Source organism: Paenibacillus sp. FSL R7-0652 (genome assembly GCF_038595045.1).
In the GTDB taxonomy this organism is placed as follows: Bacteria; Bacillota; Bacilli; order Paenibacillales; family Paenibacillaceae; genus Paenibacillus.
Window position 1 is genome coordinate 4,183,711 of sequence record NZ_CP152001.1, and the last position, 18,202, is coordinate 4,201,912.

The window sequence follows — 18,202 nt, forward strand, 5'->3', positions numbered from 1 at the left end:
ATATATTAGATAAAACGATCTGGATGTAACCTCACATGATAAGCTGCCTATCGTGTCATTCAAACTTGTTCCTTAGGACAATTTTTGCTTGATGCTGTCTACTTCCTGAATCATGCGGCCAAGAACACCGTTGACGAACTTGCCTGATTCATCTGTACCGAAATACTTCGACAGTTCAATCGCTTCATTGACAGAAACTTTAGCCGGAACGTCATCACGGAATACCATTTCATACGTAGACAAACGTAAAATTTGACGATCTACACGTGATAAACGACTCAGCTGCCAGCCTTTTAAATAATCTACAAGCAATCCGTCAATCGCTTCTTTGTGGCTCCATGCTCCATGCACCAATTCGGTAACGTAGCTGCGCATCACATCGGCGTCGCGGATAACCACATCGGTCTCATTTTCCTCAGCCGCTTCATTGATCAGCATATTAACCGCTTCAGCTGCACCTACTTCGTTCATTTCCATCTGATACAGACTTTGTACTGCAATTTCCCTTGCCAAACGTCTTTTCATGTCCTGCCTCCTGCAGCGCTCATTTCTCGAGCGTCATCATGCTTATTTTAAATTCGAGGAACCACTTCGTTACCTATTCAGGATACCCATGGGACCTCTCTGATATTGCGATCTCTTTTCACAAAAAAACCTGCAAAACGTTTCCTCCGAAAATCGGGCAGCTCAAACTACAGTTCTATTTTCGGAAGAAACATATTGCAGGGTTCTGATAGGTTTATTTGAACGGACGCCAGCGATCCCCAAGCCACTGCCGCAACTCCCCCCAGGGAATAAACGAGCCCAGCTTCGCATCGCTTCGTCTGCCAAACGTATAACCGATGAACACCAAGAGTGCAAAGAACAACATATCCCAAAAACCGATCCATACATAAAGAAACCCTAATAGGATACCAAAGGCAATGCCGAGAATCCGTCCCTTATAGTTATCCCAAATCTCTTTCCACAACATCAGTGAAACTCACCTCATTCCACGCGGCTCTTGTAGTTAGGCGCCTGGGTCACATTAGCGATATACACAGTTACAAAAGAAACCGGAATTCCCGTAATCTCCTGCACATGATCATGTATCGCCTTCTGAAGATCCGTCGTCAGCGCCGGAATAGGAGTCTCCCCATCCACAACAGCACGAATCTTGATCTCCAGTCCTGACTCAACCACGCGAATGCGTGCTTTGACATCACGTACTCCGCGAAAGCGGGAAGTGGCTTTCATACAGAGATTTTCAATCGTCTCCATTGATATCTGTACATCTCCAAACTCGGTACGCTGATTCACAGACGGCAGCGAACCGCGCTCACGCCGAATCGAGATGTAGAAAAAACGTAAACTCAGGACAAACAAAACCGCTGCTGCGACAATGGAAGCCACAATAACGTTTTGTTCCTGCTGGTAATTCAATTCGTATGGCAGCACGCCGCTAATCAGTAAGATAACCGCTGCCGATATTGCGCCTACGCTTATGCTGTATATAAACAACAGAAGCCGATCCAGTATTTTAGCCACGAACTGCACAGCCTCCCTTGCTCACTCACATTGCTTAACCTGCTGAATAGCATAACATATCTATCCTTGTCCAATGCAGGAGGACCACCTGAGACATGTCCAAGACGGGATAACCCCCGACAGAAGTGCCGGGGGAAATCTGCCTTTTTTATTTTACGCGCTGCGTGTTCAGGTCGATCTCTTCCACTTTTTCAGCACTTTTGAACTGCACGTCATGGATGTGCACATTCACTTCGTTCACGTTAAGTCCTGTCATGTTCTCGATGGAGCGTTTCACGTTTTGCTGAATTTCAGTGGCAACCTGCGGCAGACGGTATCCATATTCGATAATGACGGAAACATCCACAGCAGCTTCGCGTTGACCTACTTCAACCTTAACCCCTTTAGAAAGGTTCTTGCGGCCCAGCAGCTCTGCGAACCCACCTGCAAATCCACCGCTCATCCCTGCTACTCCCTTAACCTCTACAGTTGCAAGTCCAGCAATCACTTCGATAACTTCAGGTGCGATCTGGATTTCACCGATATCCGTACGTTCAAATTCTGTCGGTAGTGTACTCATAAATGTTTAACACACCTTTCGCGAGATAAGTTTGCGGCCATCCGTCAGGGCGCTGGTTCTTAACATCAGGCTCAGAACCCTTCCGGTCCGGCTTTACCGGAACTCCTGCAGCCATCCACTGATGTGCGGCTTATCCTGTGCAGGAGACATGCGCTCTTATTATTACATACTATATCATTTGGGCTGCATTATGACAAACAAGCCCAATATGACTGTTAAATCTCGTTTTCCTCAAGAAATTTAATATCGAAATCTCCGCGAATAAACGTAGGATGCTCCAGAAGCTTCTGATGAAAAGGAATGGTTGTCGAGATGCCTTCAATAGCAAACTCTGCGAGGGCACGCTTCATTTTGGCAATGGCCTCATCCCGTGTCGCACCCCAAACGATCAGTTTCGCGATCATGGAATCGTAAAAAGGTGAGATCGTGTAACCAGGATATGCCGCACTGTCCACACGTACTCCAGGACCGCCTGGTGCAAGGTAAAAACCGATCTTGCCAGGTGCAGGCATGAAGTTCCGGGCAGGATCTTCAGCGTTAATCCGGCATTCAATTGACCATCCGTTAATGACTACGTCTTCCTGACGGAAAGAGAGCGGATTCCCTTCAGCAACAGAGATCATTTCCCGAATCAGGTCTACACCTGTTACCATTTCGGTGACCGGATGCTCGACCTGAATACGCGTATTCATCTCCATAAAGTAGAACTCGCCATTGGGACTGAGCAGAAATTCTAGAGTACCCGCTCCAGAGTAATTTACCGCAAGTGCAGCACGAACGGCAGCTTCTCCCATGAGGGAACGCACTTCCTCGTTCAGAACGGGACAAGGTGCTTCCTCAACGAGCTTCTGACGACGACGTTGAACCGAGCAGTCACGCTCGCCAAGGTGCACGGCATTGCCATGCTTGTCTGCCATAATTTGAATTTCAACGTGTTTCATGCCTGTCAGGAATTTTTCCAGATAAACGCCAGCATTACCGAATGCTTTCTGGGCCTCCTGCTGCGCAGCCGTAATCTGTTTTACCAACTGCTCCTCGTCCTCAGCGATCCGAATCCCTTTACCACCGCCACCAGCTGTAGCTTTGATAATGACAGGATAACCGATATCACGGCCAATCATAATCGCTTCTTCCGTTGTTTCTACAAGGCCGTCTGATCCAGGAATGACAGGCACGCCTGCATCTTTCATGGTTTGTTTGGCTACGGCCTTGTCACCCATTTTAGTGATCGCTTCCGGTGAAGGACCAATGAATGTAATGTTGCAGGAATCACAGATTTCCGCAAAATCAGCATTTTCGGCCAAAAAGCCGTATCCCGGGTGAATGGCATCACATTCCGTCAGCGTAGCTGCACTCATCAGGTTCGTAAAGTTAAGATAACTGTCTTTGGACAGTGTTGGTCCGATACAGTATGCTTCGTCTGCAAGACGGACATGAAGCGAATCCTTGTCCGCTTCCGAGTACACAGCCACTGTCGATATGCCAAGCTCACGGCAAGCACGAATGATGCGTACTGCAATCTCGCCGCGATTGGCAATCAATATTTTATGAAATTTCATTTCGTTATTGTCCTCCTTCGAAGCTCATGCGGCTGATATAAAGCCGTTATAACCGTTATTCCGGTTTCACCAGGAACAGTGGTTGTCCATATTCGACAAGCTGTCCATTTTCAACCAGTACTTCAACGATTTCTCCTTTGATGTCGGCATCAAGCTCGTTCATCAGCTTCATGGCTTCGATGATGCATACCGTTGTTTTCTCAACAACTTTATCACCCACACTCACGAAAGGACCCGCTTCCGGTGAGGAAGCTCTGTAAAATGTACCCACCATCGGAGATACAATTTTATGTAAATGACTTGTTGTATCGGCTTGCGGAGCAGCCTCGCTCACAACAGCAGCAGTAGGCTGTACCTGAGGTGCAGCAATGACTTGCGGTTGTACAGCAGCAGCCTGCACATACTCCGTTTTACCCGGTTTGCGAATCGACAAACGCGATCCTTCATTTTCAATTTCCAATTCCTGAACGGAACTTTCATCAACCAATTTAATCAGTTCTTTAATTTCACTCAATTTAAACATTTCCATTATTCACTCCTTCGGCATCATGCCAGTCTCACTAGGACGGTCATATGGCTTTTAGTATTATATCATAATCGTTAAAAATGGAAAGAGCCCGAGAGTCGAACAAGCTCCCCGGGCTTCCATATCACATTTCAGATTACTGTTCTGTGACATACTGCACACTAATTTTGTTTTGAGACACGGACAATTCTTTCATAACGAGATCCACAATGGAAACCGCCTGTTTAACATCCAGTTTATCACTCAGGACCACCACTTTATACTTGTCAGCTTCCTCCTGAACGATTGCATTGGCATACTGCTGGGAGAGCGTTTCTTCGATACCTGTAATTTTAGCTTCCTTGTCTTCCAGTGCACGCAGCTGCTCTGTCGCTTTTGCATTTTCTTCCGGAGTTTTGCTCAGGTCACCTGCCACGGTCATCAGTTCCTCATACTTGCGATTGTTGTTTTCCTCACGCTGCCACTGATAGTTCTGGAACTGACTGCTGGCTGATACAGCCGTGTTTTGCTGCTCCATCTCCTTGAGCACTTCCTCGTCTGATTTGGCTGTGCCGCCCTCCGTTTTGCCATCTGTTTTATTTCCTGTTTCAGGTACAGCTGTTGTGCCCTGTTCAGCGGCTCCATCTGTCTTTTTATCGCTTTCGCCTTCTTTAACACCCTGCTCAGCAGCCGGTGTTTTCTCCGTATTACCCGCTTCCTGTCCCTCTGTGCCCGCGGCATTTCCAGCGGGGTCTGCTGCACTTGCATCATCCGTAACCTTGCCGCTATCCACGACTTCATTGATCACCAGGCCATCCGTCGGGTCCAGGAGGCCAGCTGTTTCCTTGGCTTCACCCTGTTTCATACCGTCCACCTGCTGACTGTCAGCGACAGGGGGATTAACAGGGCCTGAATCTTCCGTAAAAAGATAGTATGCGGATAAAATAACCATCAGGCTCAGCATGGAGACAAGCCATATCGTTTGACGTTTGTTATTCATTAGAATATCCTCCTCTAAATGGGGTTACACGGATTGTTTAATCCTGCTTGCGCGGAACAACCGAAATCCGGTACGCCGCGACATTTAAACCTTTTTCAACAGCATCTGTAATCAGGTCTTTCACAACCTTGTTCTCTGCACCTTTCGCTACGACCAGCACACCACGAATCTGTGGTTTCAACTTTTTCGTAACAATCGGCGTCTGATCCCCTGATATTTCATACGTAATAATTTCACCGTCACGCGTGTACTGCGTCATATGCCTTTTGCCGCCGTTAGCATCCGTCTCTTCGGTCAGCTGCTGTGAATCTTTTACGTTCCGCTGCACGACCAATTCTTCCGTGGAATCCACCGTAACCATCACATCAACCGTACCTACGCCGACAATGTTCTCCAGTACCCCTTTGACCTTGTCTTCAAATGCCATTTCAATCGCTTGAAAAGGATTCTCCTCCAGCAAATCATTCTGAACGGCTGACATTGAAGTCACCTGCTCAGGCGGTTCTCTGCCGATGTTCTCGGAATCAATTTTTTTGACGTTAACAAAGGAATTAAACAGCATAATGCCTACACCGATCAGTCCCAGAACGATCAGCCATCGCAACGTTTGGCTTCGCTTAGCCCCTCCCTCACCACCACCCATCCAGGTTTCCAGCTTTTTGAACCATTGTTTCATCGGATTCCCTCCTTCTCAGAGCACCGCTGCAGTTTTGGTCTCGGTCACTTGGACTTGAGTGGCGTCAATCTTCCAATTCTCTTTGAGCAGTGAAATAATCTGTACAGCATGCTCAGAGCTTGCAGTACTTGTTTGCTGTGCGTCGGAACCTTCACCAGAGCTGCGGGTAACAGGTGAGGCGGGATTAGGACCAGAAGATGCTTGAGGGCTGTTTAATTCCTCTACATCCGTATCAATCTGCACCTTCGCAACTTCAATCGAATCAATCCGGATCGGTGGATTGCCGGGCTGCATTTCATTCTGCTTTGCCCGATCTTTCGTTTCTGACATCGGAGAACTATTCACAGGCTCTGCCCTTCCCGAATCCACCTCCGAATTTTCCAACTCCCCAGCCAGCTCAACCACAACATGTTGAATAACAGGCAGTTCAACTGAGGAAGCTGATTCTGTATCGGATTCCTGTTTTTTCATCGCCAGCCGTACCTCGACAGACTGAACTTTGGCGCCAGTAGTTTCTTCGATCTGCTCTTTCATGACGTTAGCGAGTTCCTTGGCCGTCCACTTTAGTGACTGCTGCTGTTCACTTGCCTGCATCCGCTTCCCCTGAGCCAGAATCTGCTCCAAAGAGGTATGATCATCTTTCGGAGCATCCATTGCTGTCATCGCTCGTTTCAACTCGCCTACCGGATCACTCCGCAGCAGTTTGGTTATAGGTGATAACAGGGTCAGCAGGATGAGAAGGCTCAGCACAAGCTTGACGTACCTTTCCATGGAACGATTCGGAAGCAGCATATCCACAAACGTCGCCAGCAAAACGATCATGATCAGATCCTGCAGCCAGCTGCTCAGCCACCCCATCCTCTCTATCCCCTTTCTCTGCACATGCAGCCGGTCAGCGCATCATGACAGTCAAGTTACCTGCGGTCAGCAAAATCGTAATAGCGAGGAAAAACATTAGTCCCACCGCGGCCAGCGCGGCAAATACATAAATCATGCTTTTACCAATCGCCTGCAGGCACTCTACAATCGGTGTGTCTCCCAGCGGCTGCATAATTGCCCCGGTTACGTTGTAAATCAAGGCGAGTACCAGAATTTTGATGGCCGGAAACGCACACAGAAACAAAATAATAATGACACCGGTCAATCCAATTGCGTTTTTGACCAGCAGAGATGCTGTAATTACCGTGTCTGTGGCATCTGCAAATGTCCTGCCGACAACAGGTACAAAGTTTCCTGCAATGTATTTCGCTGCCTTTAGACTCACACCATCCGCAACGGATCCCGAGGCTCCCTGTACTGAAATAACACCCAGGAACATCGTCAGCAGAATGCCGAGCAGGGCAACACTGATGTTTCGCAGCAGATCAGCCATCTGTGTTAACTTGTATTTGTCAGAGAGCGAACTTACCAGGTGGAGTACAGCTGAGAAAAAGAGCAGCGGGAACACCAGCAGATGAATCAGTGTACTTACAAGATGGATCATGAATATGATCAGTGGGTGAGTCACCGAAACGGTGACGACATTCCCCATCGAAGCCAGCAGTGTGAATAAAAGCGGGACCATCGCCATCATAAAGTTGATCATGCTGGATATAGCTTCTTTTGCATAACCAATGGCTACGCTGAAGCTGTTGATTGCAATGATAATAATGACCAAATAACAGATCGCATAGGCAATTTTGCTGATATTGTTTTTCTCAAACGCTGTCTGTAACGTCTCCAAGATCATGCTTAGTACCGTTAACATGACGATGGTGACCAGAAGTTTGCCGTTATACAAAACCTCGTGCAGCATAAACGTGCCTACTGCCGTAAATACCGATTTCAGACTGAACCCTTCATTACCTGGAATCAGCATATCCATAAAAGATGGTGTTTTCCCTTCGGGAAAAAATCCGCCATACTGCTTCATCAACTGGTCCCAATACTTCTCCACCTGATCCTTCGGAAGCTGATCGGCCTGCTGCTGCATCCACTCGTTAGAGGGTGTGCTGGCCGCAACCTGTCCGATCGCACCAAACATCAGACAGACCATCAGCACAATCATGAGGCGCCAGTGCGGCTTGTTATGCAGCCATTTCATCCGTTGTCCGCACGCCCTTTCTACACCGGCATTAATTTCATGACAGTTTCGATAATAATGCTGATGATCGGAATCGCGAGAACAAGTATCAACACTTTGCCAGCCAGTTCAATCTTGGATGCAATGCTTTCCTGTCCCGCGTCCCTGACAATCTGCGCTCCGAATTCAGCAATGTAGGCAATGCCTATAATCTTCAATACAGTTTTCAGATAAATGCTCTCCATACCTGAGTTTTCAGCAAGACGTTTCAGCACCTCAATGACTGCACCGATCTTGCCAATCAGCAGCATAAAGATGACAACACCCGTCGCTGCTGCAATCAGAAAGGCAAACATCGGCTTTTGTTCTTTAATGACCAGAATCAATACGGTTGCAATGAGTGCCAGACCGACAACTTGAATAATCTCCACGGGTCACCACCATCCGGCTTTATGACCGTTTTCATTGAAAAAGAAATATGGATTTAATCTCCTGCAGCAGGCTGTCCAGCATTCGGACAACCATGAACAGTACAACGACAAATCCGATTACGGTCACCCAGTGAGCCATATCTTCCTTTCCCATTTGTTTCAGTACGGTATGAATCATTGCTATAATGATCCCAATGCCCGCAATTTGAAAGATTGCGTTCACTTCTAAATTCATGACCTTGGCACCTCGCTATCCCGGCTATTTCAGAAGATCAGAATGACGATTAACGCTCCGACAAGCATCCCCAGGCTGCGGCTCATTCGTTCGTACTTTACTTGATCGGCCTGTGCGCGGGATTCCTCATGCATGAGTTGCTGAATGGCTAACGAAATATGTTTGGTCTGATCCTGACGATCACTGGTGCCAAGGCTGAAACTTAACTGCAGCATGACTTCCCGTTCGTCTGACTTCATCGCAGATCTTCCCCATGTTTGTTCTACACCGGCCTGAAGACTTTCCCGGGCTGTGAGCCCATGAGGGGGTTCCATCTGTGCAGCTGCGTGCAAAAAAAGGGTTCTTATCGGTTCTTTCGTCTGAGCCCCCATCTTGGTCATCGCGTCAGGGAGCGGCGTTAAGCCATAATTAATCTCTGTCATCAGCCGCTGCAGCGCAGCGATCAGCTCACGCAGCTGCCTTGGCCGCAAAGCATACTGCCTGGCCTTGTAAAATCCGGCGAGTGTGCTGGCCAATAGAATAAGCACTGCGCCAAAGGTATTAACCATAGGCTTCACCTCCTGCGCCGGCCTGCTGCAGTCCACGCATTTTGCCGTCCGCCAGTCGGAAGCTTGTGCCTCTGCTCGTCCGCTGCAGCTGTACATATCGCTGAAACATCTGCTCTGCAATCAATGTTCTCAAGGCAGGTCTCGCAGACAGCTCGGAGAGATCCCGCCCGTGGGCAGTTGCAATGACGGAAACTCCTGCATGCAGAGCTTCCATAACCGCTTCGGCGTCCTCTGCCCGTCCAATTTCGTCCACAATCAAGACATCGGGTGACATGGAGCGAAGCATCATCATCATTCCTTCCGCCTTTGGACACCCATCCATGACATCTGTACGTGGACCTACATCGAAACCGGGAACCCCTTTGTAACTACCAGCAATTTCGGAACGTTCATCCACAATGCCAACTTTCAGACGAGGGTATATCCCCTGTCTCAGTTCACTGCCTGCCGTCAGCTTCGTGCCGCTGCTGATCTGTCTAGCCAAATCTCGCAGTAATGTGGTTTTGCCCTGCTGCGGCGGCGAAAGAATCAGCGTATGCATCACCAGTCCACTTTTCATATCGAGCAGATATGGAAGGATGGGGTCAGCAATGCCCTGCACTTCCCGGGCAACACGGACATTAAACCCGTTGATATCCCGTAAATATTCTACACGCCCTCCGCTAAGCACCGTCCGGCCAGCAAGCCCGATTCGATGCCCTCCCGGGATCGTGATGAATCCTTTTCGCAGTTCTTCCTCCAAGGTGTACAGAGAATGATTACTTATCAGATCCAGCAGTCTGTGGGTTACTTCTTTTTGAGGAACATAGGCCTCCTCGGGTTTTCCCGTCGGTTCGCCTTCTGGTGTAAGGAAGTGATAGTTGTTTCCCGCATTAATTTCCAAAGGCCTGCCTTCTCGAATGCGGACTTCTTCCACTTGTTCCAATAGAGCGGGCGGCATTCTGCCAAGAATCGTTCGGATGGGTTCCGGAAAAAGATCCCTCCATTTCACTTTCATGAGTAGGCTCCTCCAACTTTATATTTCATATGGATTTCACTTCTGATGCTTGTTCATATCTCAAGTTTATGCCTGTACATTCATTTTATGACGCTGAAATCTATCATTTCTTCACGATTATGAATGAGAGCCGAAATCATAGAGCCTTGTTCTAGGCACCTGTCTAGGCATGCATGCATATAGTGCTTGCAGAATGTTTTACCGTTCGGGTTATGAAGCAGGTGCAGCATGACCTGGAAGTTGAGAGGAGTTGTGGGTTGTGCGCGTCGACGTTGTAGGCAGTGTAAATGAAGTGCGTACCATAGATATTGAGGGGCGAAGTGTGGTAGTTATTGATGTTTTGCGGACAACAAGTACGATTGTAACCGCCCTTGCCCATCAGGCCGCAGGCGTTATCGCTGCAGAGACGGTTCCGCAAGCGAAACAGATGATGGTTCGCAACAGCATTCGGGGTGGTGAACGTTTTGACAAAAAAATAACCGGATTCGATGCGGGTAATTCCCCCTATGAATATATGAGCAGCGACATCGCACATAAAATGATTATCCTGACTACAACAGACGGCACGAGAGCTTTGATCAAAGCGACCAAAGCAAGGCATGTTCTCGCGGGTTCCTTCTTAAATGTAAAAGCTGTTGCCGCTGCTCTTATCGAATTGCAGCGGGACATTCTCTTATTATGCGCAGGAGAGCAGGATGATTTTGCATTAGAGGATGGTTTATGTGCTGGATGCATTATTGAAGAATTATATCGTCAGACCCGTTCTCCACTGCAGCTGAATGATCTTGGTATCATACTTCATCAAGCCGTATCCCAATGTCAGGATAGAATTAGCGACTTGGTTCGAACATCATCCAGTGCACGAAAACTGGATCAGCTGGGAGAGATGCACGATGTCGCTTACTGTTCCCAATTAAATCTGCTGGATTGTGTACCGGAGATGAGAGAAGGAAATCAGTTAATGCCTTACCGTAAATCACGTGGGGGCCGCATATGCAGTCGTCTGTAATTCAACAAAAAAAGGTGTACTGCTGCCGGATTGGCAGCGGTACACCTTTTCATATTATATCTGTTCTTATCGATTATCTGCGAACTTGCGGTCCGCCGATAACTGCTTGCTCTGCAGTATCAAGATCATACGCTGTATGCAGCGCTTTAATCACATCATGAAGTTTTTCCCCGTCAATAACACAGGATACTTTGATCTCAGACGTGCTGACCATTTTGATGCTCACGCCTTCACCGGAGATCACTTTGAACATTTTGGCTGCCACGCCTGGATGACTCACCATACCTGCGCCAACAATTGAAATTTTCACCAGATTCTCTTCGGAAGTTACTTCACGGTAAGGCAGCCGGCTGTGCAGCCCTTCAATGACATGCAGCGCCTTCTCACGATCAGACAGTGCGACCGAGAATGAAAAGTCTGCTTTACCATCCTGGACTCCGCTCTGCACGATAATGTCCACATCCAGCTGAGCAGATGCCAGTTCGCCAAATACTTCAGCGAGAACACCTGGAACATCCGGTACTCCCAAAATGCTGATACGAGCTACATTCTTATCATAAGCAATTCCACTTACCACCACGCCTTGTTCCATTGCCGCTTCCTCCTTCACAACCGTTCCTTCATTATGATTAAAGCTTGATCTTACAATTAAAGGTACACCGGAATGCTTCGCGTACTCAACCGCACGCGGGTGCAGTACCGCCGCTCCCAAATTTGCAAGCTCCAGCATTTCGTCGTAGGAAATTTCTTTCAGTTTGCGTGCCACTTTGACGATCCTCGGGTCTGTAGAATAGATACCATCCACATCCGTATAGATCTCACAAGCATCTGCTTGAATGGCCGCTGCAAGTGCAACAGCTGTAGTATCCGATCCCCCGCGGCCCAGTGTGGTGATCTCGCCGTCTTCCGTCATGCCTTGGAAACCGGCAACAATAACGATATTTCCTTCAGCGAGTGCAGCTTTGACACGCTCAGGACGGATATCCTGAATCCGAGCTTTACCGTGAACCGGTTCTGTTCGGAACCCTGCCTGCCATCCTGTAAAAGATACGGCCTTGCGTCCAAGTGCCTGAATGGCCATGGATAATAAGGAGATTGAAATTTGTTCCCCTGTCGTCAGCAGCATATCCATTTCACGAGCAGGCAAATCACTATTCAGCAGCTTCGCCTGATCAATCAAATCATCTGTAGTATCCCCCATGGCCGAAACCACGACGACACATTGGTGTCCTTCATCCGCTTTTTCTACAACACGTCCGGCTACACGCTTCATGCGTTCTGTATCTCCGACCGAGCTGCCCCCAAATTTCATGACGTACAATGACAACGCAAATCCACTCCCTACCTTGTGCAGTATGCATCAATTGATATCTTTCGTCATTATTCTCTACGAGAAATGACTTTAACCCAGTATATTACGAAAGCGCCTGATAGGCTAATCTTTTTTCAAAAAAACCCTCTGCCATATGCATGGCAAAGGGTTTTGATTCGTGAATTCAAGCTTACAGCAAGTGAAAGTTACGCACGGGAAGAGTATTTCCCTTCGCGTGTATCAATCAGAAGCACGTCGCCTTCATTGATGAACAAAGGAACTTGTACATTCAGACCTGTTTCCACTTTCGCGTTTTTCGTAGCGCCTTGTGCTGTGTTACCTTTAACGCCTGGCTCTGTTTCAATAACTTTCAGCTCAACGCTTGTAGGCAGGTCGATACCCAGGATTTCACCTTGGTAACTAATGATTTTCACGTTCATGTTTTCTTTGAGGAAGTTCAGTTCCCATTCCAATTGATCGCTTGTCAACGTGAATTGATCGTATGTTTCGTTGTCCATAAACGTGTGCTCGGAACCACTTGCATACAGATACGATACGCCGCGGTTTTCAATGATCGCACGACCGATCGTTTCACCTGCACGGAACGTTTTTTCAACCGTGTTACCATTACGAAGGTTTTTTAACTTGGAACGTACAAAAGCTGCGCCTTTACCTGGTTTTACGTGTTGGAAGTCAAGTACGGTATAGATATCATTGTCTACTTGTACGGTCAAGCCTGTTTTAAAATCGTTAACTGAAATCACAAAAAATCCCTCCTGATATAAGTAAAAAGTGTTTGGGTATGTTAGCCAATAACGGTGAACTTTTTGTCCGATTTCGTAAGAATATGGATACCTGTTTCGGTAATCACAACGTCATCTTCAATTCGTACGCCGCCAAGACCATCGATGTAAATTCCCGGCTCAACGGTAACTACCATTCCCGGTTTCAATACATCATCGCTAAGCTTGGACAAACGAGGAGATTCATGGACTTCCATCCCCAGGCCGTGGCCTGTGCTGTGTCCAAACTGTTCTCCATATCCATAACCTGCAATGATATCCCGAGCAAGTGCATCCGCTTCCCGTCCGGTCATACCTGGTTTCAGGTTCTCCAGCGTATGTAATTGTGCTTCCAGTACGATATCGTAGATCTTACGCAGTTCAGGTACTGGATTCCCCGTTGCAATCGTACGTGTCAGATCTGAACAGTATCCATCGAGCAGCGCGCCAAAGTCAAATGTAATCAATTCGTCCTGGCCGATCACTTTGCTGCTTGCAACGCCGTGAGGCATCGCAGAACGTTCACCTGATGCGACAATCGTGTCAAACGAAGAACTGGCTGCCCCATGTTTACGCATGAAAAATTCCATTTCCAAATCGACTTCACGTTCAGTCATGCCCGGTTTCGCAAATTGCAAAACGTGGCTGAATGTGGCATCTGCCAAATCCGCAGCCCGCTGCATTACAGCAATTTCTTCTGCATCCTTAAACATACGAAGCTCTTCGACAAGGCCGGATACAGCTTTTAGTTTAACGGATTGCAGCGCTTCTGCATAAGCAGCATGCGTCCCAAAAGTGACTGAGTCTTGTTCAAAACCCACTTCGCTGATACTCGCGGATACGAGCAGTTCGCGTACGGAATCCATCGGTTTGGCGCCATGTTCCACAACGTTAAATCCTTTTGCCTGCTGAGGCGCCTGCGTCATATAACGGAAATCAGTCAGCAGATAAGCTTCCTGCTCCGTGATAAGCACATATCCCGCAGAACCGGTAAAGCCCGTCATATAACGACGGTTAATCGGATTTGTAATCAGCATTGCTTTTAGTCCACGCGCAGCCATTGCCTCACGTAACTTGTGTACTCGTTTGTTTTCCATCGGTAACCCTTCTTTCTTCACATTCCCGGGTTCCCGGCTCAGGTTTGTTTGTCCAGATGACGCACAAGAGCCAGCAATCCCAGTTCATAGCTCACTTCGCCAAATCCGGCAATCTGCCCGATCGTTTCTGCTGCAAGCACTGAATGATGTCTGAACGCTTCGCGTGCATGAATGTTGGATAGATGAACTTCCACGGTAGGAACTTTCACGGCATTGATTGCATCCCTTATCGCATAACTGTAATGGGTAAACGCCCCGGCATTCAGCATGATACCATCTGCCTCACCCATTGCGGCATGAATGCGGTCAATAATGTCCCCTTCATGGTTGGATTGATAAAAAGCGATGGAGACTCCCAGTTCTTCAGCCTGTCTGCGAATTTTGTCTTCAATATCCTTCAGACTAAGCGTTCCATAAATGCCTGGTTCACGAACACCAAGCATGTTCAGGTTCGGGCCATTGATCACAATAATTCGTTTCATCGCTGCTCCACCCTCTCTGCAAATAACCATCTGCTATTTTAACACAGCCGTTACCAGATTGAGAAGCTTTTTTGCGTCTAGGCTCCAGCGTGCTCCGGCTCCCGTTTCCGTTCGTCCGTGTACTCCATCGCAACGGTGTAACCAATAAACAACCCCCAGAGCAAAAAGAAACAGATTTCCGTAAAGATCGAATCCCAAGTTAAACGATTTATCGGCTTCATCATTCCGAGTTTAGGACCAAGCAGAATAAAAAGGATTAACCACCAGACCAGGCCATAGACCATGCCAGGAAACGGACCTTTTAACTTTCGAATCGTAAAGGTATATAAAAGCGAAGCAAAGATAGAAAATACGATAAAACACAGCCACCCTGTCAAGTGACCTGCGGCAGTATAAATATATGCATGTTTGAAAAACGGCTCCGCCAGAAAACCAATCGGGACCACGGTAAAATGCAGCACATGGAACAGCCAGTGAATGCCTCCCCAGATCAAACCAGCAAAGAATCCCAGCTCCAATGCAAATGAAAAAGGATTCGTATAATAGTGTGCATCCCCCTGTTTAGGTACGGAACGACGCTGCATCAGGTTATTATCGCGTTTTTGCGGACGCTGCCGCTGCTCCCGCTGATCTATTTTTTCTTCATGTTCTCCATGGTGATGATTAGTTAATGTTTCTTCTTGATTATGATCTGCCATCATTGATGTCTCCTTTTTCGCAAGATTGCAAACACAATATTAAACATTTTTTTCACAGTTCTAGGGCGTAGTATGTTCAAAACAGGACAATCTTAACAGCTTCTCCCGCGGATTGGCTCATAAACTAGAAATTGCTCTCAAAATTCGATACAATAAGGATATTAAACTGCCTTTCACTGTAAAGGCTTAGAACAGAATAGGAAGGTGAATAATTTGCCTCAACAATCCAAGCCTGTCAGCTACGGGGGGCAAGCTGTCATCGAAGGCGTAATGTTTGGCGGAAAACACGTCAACGTTACTGCTGTTCGTAGAAAAGACGGCGAAATTACGTATCTGGAAGTTCCCAAGCAAGACAAGACCTGGGTCATGAAATTGCGGCGGATTCCTTTACTGCGCGGAATTGTCAGCATTATAGATTCGAGTGTCAAAGGCAGCAAACATCTCAATTATTCTGCTGATGCTTATGCTGATGATGAATTGGAACCGGAAGAAAAAGCTAAACAACAAGAGAAACAAGGGTCCGGCTGGAGCCTTAGCATGATCATTGGCGTAACGGCTGTAGCGATTCTGTCCTTTCTTTTTGGAAAAATTGTGCTGACACTGCTTCCAGTCGTGATCGAAGACTTCTTATTTAAAAATGTATTCGACAATCAATTTCTGCATAATTTATTGGAAGGCGGCATCAAACTGATTCTGTTACTCGCTTATCTGTGGTTAATCTCGCAGACACCCATGATTAAACGTTTGTTTCAATATCATGGAGCAGAGCATAAGGTCATTAGTGCATACGAGGCTGGAGAAGAATTGACGCCTGAAAATGTACAGAAATACAGCAGACTGCACTACCGTTGTGGAAGCAGCTTTATCATGCTGACCGTTATTATCGGTATCTTCCTGTATTCCGTCTTCACTTATGATAACCTGTGGGAACGGATGGGTCAGCGTCTGCTCCTGCTGCCAGTCGTGCTGGGCATCTCTTTTGAGCTGCTTAAGATTACGAACTCGCTTCGCGATATTCCTGTGCTGCGTTATCTGGGATATCCGGGTCTCTGGCTGCAGCTGCTCACAACCAAAGAACCGACCAATGCCCAGGTTGAAGTATCCATTGCATCATTTAACCGCATGCGTGAACTGGACGCCAAGCTTGCCAACGTTTCGGCCACAACCGAAGTTCCTGCAGTAACACTTGATCCTGTGAAAGGGTGAATGATATGAATAAGCAGGCAATTGTATTTTGGGCATTCATTGTACTGGCTGCTCTTGGGGTTATCGGTTTATTGGGTAGAGCCTCATTATCCAGTATCCTCATCCCCCTGATTGTGTTCGGAGTTGTGTTCCTGCTGTACAAATACCCGCCTGCCCGCTGGTCACGAAAAGCCAACACACCAAGGATCAAACCTTCGGCGAAAACGATGGCTAAAGTGAATGCGCAGAATAATGTCACCGCCAGAAAAAGCAGTTCATCCAAAAAACGCAAAGATTATCCGTTCCAGGTCATTCAAGGCCAAAAAGGGAAAAACAGCGAAGAGGACATTCCCAAGTATCATTAATTTGCCCTTTCGTTGTTGATGTATCTATTTTATGCTAAAAGTAAAACCCAAAAAGCAATTCTCCTTAACGAAGGAGGATTGCTTTTTTAAGTCTTACATGTGAACCAGCGGCGGTGCTTCCGCCTGTTTCTTGCGATGTTCTTTTCGCTGTTTCTCCAGCTGCTCATTATACGTCTTCGTATTCCACGTACTGAAAAAATCCATACCTGAAACGACGCCCGATCGATATAAGTTTGTACTGTCCTGAACGGAAAGATTAAATTGTGTCGGTTTAATGCCAAGCGTAGGAATTTTGACCGTACGAAACCGGTTGATCTGCTCAATGTAACGTTCATCATGAGCAGTCAGCATCGTCTCGACAAGTGCCTGCAGCATGGTTAGCGGCCCTTTGATTCGCGTAGGCTCCACTTCTGTTTTACCGACCATCTTGAACCCGACCACGGGTATACTCTCTCTGCCTGACTCCGAGCGCTCTCCATCAAACAACCAGAGTGGGAAATTACTCAGCAGCCCTCCGTCCACGACGTAGACAAACTGATCCTGAAACGGTAATCCTTTGGACATGACTGGTGATTTACGGATGATAACCGGGTCAAAAAAATACGGTATGCTGCAGCTCATACGTACGGCCTTGGCAACCTCCAGTTTCGTAGGTTCGATACCAAATCTCCGGATATCGTCAGGCAGTACAAGAATATTTCCGTTCGATATATCAGACGCTGTAATAAGCAGCTTGCCTGGCGGTAAATCGGCAAACGTTCGAATCCCTTTTTGTGCCAGCATGCTGCTGATCCACGACTCCAGAGCTTCTCCCGAATAAAGCCCCTTTTTCAAGAAAAGTCTTGCCGCTGGACCAATCCAGCGTGTGTTAAATATAGGTGACCGCTGCAGCAGCGAAACAAAAGGCGTCCTTTCAATGATCTCTTTCATCTCTTCTGCAAGGTACCCCGCAGCAAGAAGTGCTGCCACAATTGAACCAGAAGATGTGCCTGCGACCCGATTGAATTGAACACCGCAATTCTGTGCTCCCTGAACAGCACCGGCAAGTGAAATCCCTTTAACGCCTCCACCCTCAAACACTCCGTTAATTAACACAACAAAAAACCCCCGTTCTCCAGGCAGCCTTGCGTTCTACTGCCACTTTATGAGAACAGGGGTTGGTCATATAACTAT

General features: G+C 47.3%; 23 protein-coding genes. 3 read left to right on the forward strand and 20 right to left on the reverse strand.

The window, feature by feature from the left end; genetic code table 11:
* Window positions 1-72 precede the first annotated feature (72 nt).
* The 14 genes from nusB to spoIIIAA form a co-directional block, all read right to left on the reverse strand.
* On the reverse strand, window positions 73-525 hold the full coding sequence (gene nusB / locus MKY97_RS18565) for a transcription antitermination factor NusB (RefSeq protein WP_342551792.1): 453 nt from the start codon (window positions 523-525) through the stop codon (window positions 73-75).
* Between the two features lie 214 nt (window positions 526-739).
* Window positions 740-973: a DUF2273 domain-containing protein gene (locus MKY97_RS18570; RefSeq protein WP_342551793.1), complete on the reverse strand. Its 234-nt coding sequence runs from the start codon at window positions 971-973 to the stop codon at window positions 740-742.
* A gap of 14 nt (window positions 974-987) precedes the next feature.
* Complete coding sequence (gene amaP, locus MKY97_RS18575; protein ID WP_342551794.1) at window positions 988-1,527, reverse strand: alkaline shock response membrane anchor protein AmaP; 540 nt, start codon at window positions 1,525-1,527, stop codon at window positions 988-990.
* Between the two features lie 148 nt (window positions 1,528-1,675).
* Complete coding sequence (locus tag MKY97_RS18580; RefSeq protein WP_090922519.1) at window positions 1,676-2,086, reverse strand: Asp23/Gls24 family envelope stress response protein; 411 nt, start codon at window positions 2,084-2,086, stop codon at window positions 1,676-1,678.
* A 215-nt stretch (window positions 2,087-2,301) separates the two neighbouring features.
* Complete coding sequence (gene accC, locus MKY97_RS18585) at window positions 2,302-3,645, reverse strand: acetyl-CoA carboxylase biotin carboxylase subunit (RefSeq protein ID WP_342551795.1); 1,344 nt, start codon at window positions 3,643-3,645, stop codon at window positions 2,302-2,304.
* Between the two features lie 55 nt (window positions 3,646-3,700).
* The gene (gene accB, locus MKY97_RS18590; RefSeq protein WP_342556384.1) at window positions 3,701-4,168 is read right to left on the reverse strand and encodes an acetyl-CoA carboxylase biotin carboxyl carrier protein; all 468 of its coding nucleotides are present in this window, start codon (window positions 4,166-4,168) and stop codon (window positions 3,701-3,703) included.
* A 139-nt stretch (window positions 4,169-4,307) separates the two neighbouring features.
* Window positions 4,308-5,150: a SpoIIIAH-like family protein gene (locus MKY97_RS18595; protein WP_342551796.1), complete on the reverse strand. Its 843-nt coding sequence runs from the start codon at window positions 5,148-5,150 to the stop codon at window positions 4,308-4,310.
* A gap of 37 nt (window positions 5,151-5,187) precedes the next feature.
* On the reverse strand, window positions 5,188-5,826 hold the full coding sequence (gene spoIIIAG, locus MKY97_RS18600) for a stage III sporulation protein AG (RefSeq protein WP_342551797.1): 639 nt from the start codon (window positions 5,824-5,826) through the stop codon (window positions 5,188-5,190).
* A 15-nt stretch (window positions 5,827-5,841) separates the two neighbouring features.
* Complete coding sequence (gene spoIIIAF, locus MKY97_RS18605) at window positions 5,842-6,684, reverse strand: stage III sporulation protein AF (RefSeq protein WP_342551798.1); 843 nt, start codon at window positions 6,682-6,684, stop codon at window positions 5,842-5,844.
* Between the two features lie 34 nt (window positions 6,685-6,718).
* The gene (gene spoIIIAE, locus MKY97_RS18610; RefSeq protein WP_342551799.1) at window positions 6,719-7,909 is read right to left on the reverse strand and encodes a stage III sporulation protein AE; all 1,191 of its coding nucleotides are present in this window, start codon (window positions 7,907-7,909) and stop codon (window positions 6,719-6,721) included.
* 20 nt (window positions 7,910-7,929) lie between these two features.
* Window positions 7,930-8,319 carry a stage III sporulation protein AD gene (gene spoIIIAD / locus MKY97_RS18615; protein ID WP_123062262.1) on the reverse strand — a complete coding sequence of 130 codons (390 nt, stop codon included), beginning with the start codon at window positions 8,317-8,319 and terminating at the stop codon, window positions 7,930-7,932.
* Between the two features lie 31 nt (window positions 8,320-8,350).
* The gene (spoIIIAC, locus tag MKY97_RS18620) at window positions 8,351-8,554 is read right to left on the reverse strand and encodes a stage III sporulation protein AC (protein ID WP_017687585.1); all 204 of its coding nucleotides are present in this window, start codon (window positions 8,552-8,554) and stop codon (window positions 8,351-8,353) included.
* Window positions 8,555-8,583: 29 nt separating this feature from the next.
* On the reverse strand, window positions 8,584-9,102 hold the full coding sequence (spoIIIAB, locus tag MKY97_RS18625) for a stage III sporulation protein SpoIIIAB (RefSeq protein ID WP_342551800.1): 519 nt from the start codon (window positions 9,100-9,102) through the stop codon (window positions 8,584-8,586).
* Window positions 9,095-10,099 carry a stage III sporulation protein AA gene (gene spoIIIAA, locus MKY97_RS18630; RefSeq protein ID WP_342551801.1) on the reverse strand — a complete coding sequence of 335 codons (1,005 nt, stop codon included), beginning with the start codon at window positions 10,097-10,099 and terminating at the stop codon, window positions 9,095-9,097. The genes spoIIIAB and spoIIIAA overlap by 8 nt, the downstream gene beginning before the upstream one ends.
* Before the next feature lie 259 nt (window positions 10,100-10,358).
* On the opposite strand from spoIIIAA, the gene MKY97_RS18635 reads away from it, so the two are divergent.
* The gene (locus tag MKY97_RS18635) at window positions 10,359-11,108 is read left to right on the forward strand and encodes a 2-phosphosulfolactate phosphatase (RefSeq protein WP_342551802.1); all 750 of its coding nucleotides are present in this window, start codon (window positions 10,359-10,361) and stop codon (window positions 11,106-11,108) included.
* Between the two features lie 73 nt (window positions 11,109-11,181).
* Here MKY97_RS18635 and MKY97_RS18640 read toward each other — a convergent pair whose 3' ends face one another.
* From MKY97_RS18640 to MKY97_RS18660, 5 genes are all read right to left on the reverse strand, one after another.
* Window positions 11,182-12,435 carry an aspartate kinase gene (locus MKY97_RS18640; protein ID WP_342551803.1) on the reverse strand — a complete coding sequence of 418 codons (1,254 nt, stop codon included), beginning with the start codon at window positions 12,433-12,435 and terminating at the stop codon, window positions 11,182-11,184.
* Window positions 12,436-12,626: 191 nt separating this feature from the next.
* On the reverse strand, window positions 12,627-13,184 hold the full coding sequence (efp, locus tag MKY97_RS18645) for an elongation factor P (protein ID WP_342551804.1): 558 nt from the start codon (window positions 13,182-13,184) through the stop codon (window positions 12,627-12,629).
* Between the two features lie 41 nt (window positions 13,185-13,225).
* On the reverse strand, window positions 13,226-14,299 hold the full coding sequence (locus MKY97_RS18650; RefSeq protein ID WP_342551805.1) for a Xaa-Pro peptidase family protein: 1,074 nt from the start codon (window positions 14,297-14,299) through the stop codon (window positions 13,226-13,228).
* A gap of 38 nt (window positions 14,300-14,337) precedes the next feature.
* Window positions 14,338-14,781: a type II 3-dehydroquinate dehydratase gene (gene aroQ, locus MKY97_RS18655; protein WP_090922544.1), complete on the reverse strand. Its 444-nt coding sequence runs from the start codon at window positions 14,779-14,781 to the stop codon at window positions 14,338-14,340.
* A gap of 77 nt (window positions 14,782-14,858) precedes the next feature.
* Window positions 14,859-15,365 (reverse strand): YqhR family membrane protein, encoded by a 507-nt coding sequence (locus MKY97_RS18660; RefSeq protein WP_342556385.1) that lies wholly within the window; start codon window positions 15,363-15,365, stop codon window positions 14,859-14,861.
* Window positions 15,366-15,692: 327 nt separating this feature from the next.
* Between MKY97_RS18660 and MKY97_RS18665 the strand changes: the two genes are divergently transcribed.
* Window positions 15,693-16,685 (forward strand): DUF1385 domain-containing protein, encoded by a 993-nt coding sequence (locus MKY97_RS18665; RefSeq protein WP_342551806.1) that lies wholly within the window; start codon window positions 15,693-15,695, stop codon window positions 16,683-16,685.
* Window positions 16,686-16,690: 5 nt separating this feature from the next.
* Window positions 16,691-17,029 (forward strand): hypothetical protein, encoded by a 339-nt coding sequence (locus tag MKY97_RS18670; RefSeq protein WP_342551807.1) that lies wholly within the window; start codon window positions 16,691-16,693, stop codon window positions 17,027-17,029.
* A gap of 93 nt (window positions 17,030-17,122) precedes the next feature.
* On the opposite strand, the gene MKY97_RS18675 is transcribed toward MKY97_RS18670, so the two are convergent.
* Window positions 17,123-18,124, reverse strand: a complete 1,002-nt coding sequence (locus MKY97_RS18675; RefSeq protein ID WP_342551808.1) for a patatin-like phospholipase family protein — start codon at window positions 18,122-18,124, stop codon at window positions 17,123-17,125.
* Window positions 18,125-18,202: the final 78 nt, after the last annotated feature.

Excerpts from the sequence above, each read along its gene's own strand:
- spoIIIAC (WP_017687585.1), bottom strand. The coding sequence starts at position 8,554 with ATGAATTTAGAAGTGAACGCAATCTTTCAAATTGCGGGCATTGGGATC.
- MKY97_RS18650 (WP_342551805.1), bottom strand. The coding sequence starts at position 14,299 with ATGGAAAACAAACGAGTACACAAGTTACGTGAGGCAATGGCTGCGCGT.
- aroQ (WP_090922544.1), bottom strand. The coding sequence starts at position 14,781 with ATGAAACGAATTATTGTGATCAATGGCCCGAACCTGAACATGCTTGGT.
- spoIIIAF (WP_342551798.1), bottom strand. The coding sequence starts at position 6,684 with ATGGGGTGGCTGAGCAGCTGGCTGCAGGATCTGATCATGATCGTTTTG.
- MKY97_RS18570 (WP_342551793.1), bottom strand. The coding sequence starts at position 973 with ATGTTGTGGAAAGAGATTTGGGATAACTATAAGGGACGGATTCTCGGC.
- nusB (WP_342551792.1), bottom strand. The coding sequence starts at position 525 with ATGAAAAGACGTTTGGCAAGGGAAATTGCAGTACAAAGTCTGTATCAG.
- spoIIIAB (WP_342551800.1), bottom strand. The coding sequence starts at position 9,102 with ATGGTTAATACCTTTGGCGCAGTGCTTATTCTATTGGCCAGCACACTC.
- accB (WP_342556384.1), bottom strand. The coding sequence starts at position 4,168 with ATGTTTAAATTGAGTGAAATTAAAGAACTGATTAAATTGGTTGATGAA.
- spoIIIAA (WP_342551801.1), bottom strand. The coding sequence starts at position 10,099 with ATGAAAGTGAAATGGAGGGATCTTTTTCCGGAACCCATCCGAACGATT.
- MKY97_RS18595 (WP_342551796.1), bottom strand. The coding sequence starts at position 5,150 with ATGAATAACAAACGTCAAACGATATGGCTTGTCTCCATGCTGAGCCTG.
- MKY97_RS18580 (WP_090922519.1), bottom strand. The coding sequence starts at position 2,086 with ATGAGTACACTACCGACAGAATTTGAACGTACGGATATCGGTGAAATC.
- MKY97_RS18670 (WP_342551807.1), top strand. The coding sequence starts at position 16,691 with ATGAATAAGCAGGCAATTGTATTTTGGGCATTCATTGTACTGGCTGCT.
- accC (WP_342551795.1), bottom strand. The coding sequence starts at position 3,645 with ATGAAATTTCATAAAATATTGATTGCCAATCGCGGCGAGATTGCAGTA.
- spoIIIAE (WP_342551799.1), bottom strand. The coding sequence starts at position 7,909 with ATGAAATGGCTGCATAACAAGCCGCACTGGCGCCTCATGATTGTGCTG.
- spoIIIAG (WP_342551797.1), bottom strand. The coding sequence starts at position 5,826 with ATGAAACAATGGTTCAAAAAGCTGGAAACCTGGATGGGTGGTGGTGAG.
- MKY97_RS18660 (WP_342556385.1), bottom strand. The coding sequence starts at position 15,365 with ATGCAGCGTCGTTCCGTACCTAAACAGGGGGATGCACACTATTATACG.